A 1,503-nucleotide genomic window follows, 5' to 3' on the forward strand; every position below is an offset into this window, starting at 1 on the left:
ACAAATAACTATAAATTATTGGCTTTACTTGCTTGCTTACCTAATTTACGTAGCTTAATTATAAATCCAACTCTATTCAAAACTCCCCGGGCGGGATTCGAACCTGCGACCAATCGGTTAACAGCCGATCGCTCTACCACTGAGCTACCGAGGAAAGCACCCYAAAAGGGTGAGTTCGAACTTAACCGCCGGYCTGCCCCCTGGGCAACCCCTCCAGGGCGCTTGCCATGGCAGACCCCGCAATCCAGTTGCCGGCAATGCCGCGATCCAGCTTCAAGGCCCCATCGCATTGGTGCAATTCTTCCAATTTGTGGGTAACCCAAAGGGCTGTGAGGCCATTGGCCCCCAGGTGATTTCGATTGCACAGCTGGCGGATCAAGCCGAGCACRGCCCTTTGRTTTTCAGGATCGAGCAGGGCGGTGGGTTCATCCAGCAGCAGCAACCTGGCGCCGCTGATCAGGCCGGATGCAATCGCAAGCCGTTGTTTTTGGCCACCGCTGAGGCTATGGATCGGGCGATCGGCAAATCCAGCTAGCCCCACCTGGTTGAGGGCTGCCTCAATGCTYTGCGCCTGGGGCTTAACCCCCTTTGGCAAGTGGAAGCAGAGTTCGCTGCCGCAGCCTGGCAGCAGCAGTTGATGGTCGGGGTTTTGAAAAACAAGTGCCGCAGCTGTTGAGCGGTGGATCTGGCCTGCCGTGGGCTTGAGCAGGCCAGCAATCAAGCGCAGCAGGGTGCTTTTGCCGCTGCCATTGCCGCCCACCAGCATCCAGAGGCCAGGYCGGGGRATTTGCAGCGAGCATTGCTGCAGCACAGGGCTGCCTTGGGGCCAGCTGTAGCTAACCCGATCCACCTCAAGGATGGGCTTCATTCAGCGCCGAGGCTGAAACCAGGGCGCTTGCTGCCGGCACCAAGGGCGCTTTTCTCATAGAGCTGCACCGCCAAAATTTCAGCGCTYAGCAGGRTTACCTGYTTCTCTTCCGCTTTTTCGCAGCGCAGTTCCAGCAGTTGCGGCTCACCCTGCTGCATGGCCCCACGGATTTCTTGATATAGGGCCTGGGCGGCYTCCAGCTCCTTGCGTTGCACCGAAATCGGCATGGGCGAAAGCTTGAGGCTGAGCTCAACAACAAACATGGCAAAAACGYTGCTGGCGGCAGCCTAGGKAGCCAGGGGCGTAGGTAGATGTGCGTATTTTGGCCGGTTTTCCCTGCAAAGGGGCGGCGCAGTGGGTAWGGTTCGAGATGTAACGCTTCGTGAAGAACTCCCCATGACGATCGCCCTTGGGCGTGTARGCCAACGCGGATGGTTCGACGTCCTCGATGACTGGCTGAAGCGCGACCGCTTTGTATTTGTTGGTTGGTCTGGCCTATTGCTTTTCCCAACTGCCTATTTGGCTTTGGGTGGCTGGCTTACCGGCACCACCTTTGTTACCTCCTGGTATACCCACGGTATTGCCAGCAGCTACATAGAAGGCTGCAACTTCCTCACCGCTGCTGTGTCTACACC

2 protein-coding genes, 1 tRNA gene and 1 pseudogene are annotated in these 1,503 nt (G+C 57.3%); 1 reads left to right on the top strand and 3 read right to left on the bottom strand.

From position 1 onward, the window contains the following. Positions 1 to 82 precede the first annotated feature (82 nt). From C7K08_RS14045 to C7K08_RS14055, 3 genes are all read right to left on the bottom strand, one after another. Positions 83 to 154: transfer RNA gene (locus C7K08_RS14045), tRNA-Asn, on the bottom strand. Positions 155 to 181: 27 nt separating this feature from the next. Further along, positions 182 to 868, bottom strand: a complete 687-nt coding sequence (locus C7K08_RS14050) for an ABC transporter ATP-binding protein (RefSeq protein ID WP_106501131.1) — start codon at positions 866 to 868, stop codon at positions 182 to 184. After that, positions 865 to 1,131, bottom strand: coding sequence for a UPF0367 protein family (locus C7K08_RS14055; protein WP_106501132.1), 267 nt, complete (start codon positions 1,129 to 1,131; stop codon positions 865 to 867). The genes C7K08_RS14050 and C7K08_RS14055 overlap by 4 nt, the downstream gene beginning before the upstream one ends. Before the next feature lie 133 nt (positions 1,132 to 1,264). Here C7K08_RS14055 and C7K08_RS14060 point away from each other — a divergent pair. Next, positions 1,265 to 1,503 (top strand): annotated as a pseudogene (locus tag C7K08_RS14060) (photosystem II D2 protein (photosystem q(a) protein)); the annotation flags it as partial.

This window comes from Synechococcus lacustris str. Tous, assembly GCF_003011125.1.
GTDB classification, from domain to species: domain Bacteria; phylum Cyanobacteriota; class Cyanobacteriia; order PCC-6307; family Cyanobiaceae; genus Synechococcus_D; species Synechococcus_D lacustris.